At 34.7% G+C, this 2,835-nt stretch carries 2 protein-coding genes and 1 pseudogene; 1 reads left to right on the forward strand and 2 read right to left on the reverse strand.

What is annotated here, in order from left to right:
* Positions 1-286: pseudogene (locus QZU77_RS08665) on the reverse strand (hypothetical protein); the annotation flags it as partial.
* Positions 287-484: 198 nt separating this feature from the next.
* Entirely contained in the window at positions 485-1,429 is a 945-nt protein-coding gene (locus QZU77_RS08670; protein WP_295603144.1) for a ketopantoate reductase family protein, read from the reverse strand.
* 249 nt (positions 1,430-1,678) lie between these two features.
* Between QZU77_RS08670 and QZU77_RS08675 the strand changes: the two genes are divergently transcribed.
* On the forward strand, positions 1,679-2,835 hold a 1,157-nt coding region (locus tag QZU77_RS08675; protein WP_295603146.1), incomplete at its 3' end, for a hypothetical protein.

The raw sequence follows: 2,835 nt of genomic DNA on the forward strand, positions 1-2,835 counted from the left end.
AGACTGGAATCACGAATTCCTCATGTTCCTCATCCTCTTCGCTCACGATTAGTGCAACAACTTCCTTTTCATCACCGTTGCTGTTGAATACGATTATGAATTCCTCATTATGAACCTTGTGCTCGAGGTCATGGTAGATTTCACCCATTTCATTGATCTGGTCCTGATTTTCTTCCTCGAAGGATTCTGGCAGTTCCTCGTTTTCGTCCAGTGCCTCTTCGATTTTAGCGTTTAGGTCATCGTCAAGTTCTATAAATTTTTCTACTAATTCTTTAAGTTCACTCATAGTATCACGTTAAAAATTAATTATCATTAAAAATAAGTCTTTTTAAAAACAAATGAACATTCTCTTCCTAAACACCACTAAAGGAATACAAGCGAATGCTCATTTCAACCATCACCATTGTTCATATTATAAAAAAATAGTACATAACAATATGAACAATACTATTTTAGCTCTCAACATATATAAAGGTTTGTTTTTTTAGAATGTACTTTCTATCGCCTTGATTAAGTTATATATAAACCTATTAGTTTTTACGTCAACATTATTGACTTCACCTAGTCGAATTACCTTGCCGTTAAGGGAATCGATTTCAGTCCTTATATTGTTTTGAAGGTCATGATGTGTTGATGAATAATGATTATATGTGTCAGGGACTAGCTTTGAGTAGAACAGGTCCCTGTACTCTTCTGCTGAATCCCATAGTGTTTCATACGGGCTTGCCTTTATGACCTCGAATACTTCATCAAGGACATTGTTCATGATTTCCACAGTGTATGGGTTTTCGGTCAATTGCCCATAGGTAACATCAAGAATTGCTCCCAATGGGTTTAAAGTGCAATTGTAAAGCATCTTTGCCCACAGGTACTTGTCGATCTCGTCTGTAACTTTACATTCGATTCCTGAAGCAGTGATTAAATCTGCAATTTCCTGCAAGTCTGTAGTGTCTTCGTTTTGAAGAGATCCTAAAAGAATAGGTTCTGTGTAGACTGTAACCTCGCTAATGTGTCTTTCGGGACGAGTGAATCCTGTAATCACGCGTGCACAATACACTTGACCTTTGGGGAAGTATTTAATGTAAGCTTCATCGTTTCCAAATCCGTTCTGGAAAATGATTATCTTTGCGGTTTCTTTAACGATGCTACTGTGATTGTTTAGGTTTTCGGCTATTTCACCATTGGCTGTTGTCTTTGATGCTATGAATATGTAGTCGAAATGATTTTCAGGTATTTCCTCATAGTTTTCATAGACTGGAATGTCTTTTATTTCATAGTGTGTGAATAGTCCGGTTCTTTTGATTCCGTTTTCCCTGATTTTCTTGGCAGTTTTGCTTCGTGCATAGATGGAAACTTCTGCGCCTTGTGATGCGACTGATGCCGCAAGGCCTATTCCAACCGCACCTGCACCGATTAGTAGTATTTTCATGATTCAATTTTAGTTTATTATGGCATTAATACTTTTCATGTAATGTTTATTTTTCATTCAAGTAAGATTTAATTTATATTTTAAATATAATCAAATGAATTTTAAATTATAAATAGTATTTTATTTAATATATATTAATGTAAAATTGATTTTAATTTTACTATTACTAATTACTAAAAAATTCATAATCGAAGTGGTTGAATGAAGATAAGCAAAAATCTTTTAATATGTGCACTCATAGTGCTTGTAATGCTCTGTATTGTAGGCACAGCAAGTGCAGCAGACGAACCGCTTAACGAAAACTTGACTGCAACAGATTCTGGGGGAGATATTGGCAATATTGCCAATGATGAACTCGGTGTCTGTGATAGTCAGGATGAGTTAAGTGCTGCGGGAGACACTATCACTGTTGATGCAAGTGGTAGTGAGGATTATCAAACAATTTCCGCTGCTGTTAGCGCCGCTAGCGGTGGGGAAACAATTTTTATAAAAAATGGTGAATATTCAGAGAGCAACACTATAAAAATTAATAAGTCATTAAATTTTGTAGGTGAAAGCAATGATGGAGTATCATTGAAACTTGCTCAAAGCGGTAAAATAAGTCTCATTGAATCAAATACAAATGGGATAACAATATCATTCAAGAATCTGATTTTCAAAGATTCAGAAAGCACTGCTGGATCTGGATTGATTAGGTTTTATGGTTTGGCACCAATTGATATAAATTTCACTGACTGTACTTTTTCTGGTTTAACAAATAAGTACGGGCTTCAATTTGCTACAACTGGAACTACCAATATTGAAGGATGTAAATTTACTAATTTAATATCCAAATCTTCTAATGGAGCTACTGGAATTTATAATACTGCTGCAGGAAAATTCAATATAAAAAATACAATTTTTGAGAATCTGCAGTATGTAAACACTGCAGGTCAAATCGGTGCTGTAATATATATGAGCAGTGAGGATTCCACATTGAATATGGAAAACGTCACTATACAGAATTTCAATGGTGCTGCAAACAGTATTGTGCGCAGTACTGGTACTGTAGACATTAAAAAATCAAAATTTTTAAACAATAATGTTCAATTAAGTGCATCAGGTTCTGTTGGAGACTCATTATTCTATATTGGTTCTTCCGGAAAAATGACAATGGAACAATCAATCATTGCAAACAATACCATTGCTAAAAATGTAGTATACATGAGTGATTCAGCAACAGTTACAATGAACTACAACAACATTTATGAGAATACATTTGATGCTTCTTATCAAGGCGGTTTTAAAACAAACAAAGGTAATTTAAATGCTGATTATAACTACTGGGGAAGCAATGACAAACCATCAACACCAACTGTGAACAATTGGGTTGTTGAGGATAATGGTGTATTTAAATTAAATGACGG

Origin of the sequence: uncultured Methanobrevibacter sp., assembly GCF_902774605.1 — an archaeon.
Classification (GTDB): Archaea; Methanobacteriota; Methanobacteria; order Methanobacteriales; family Methanobacteriaceae; genus Methanocatella.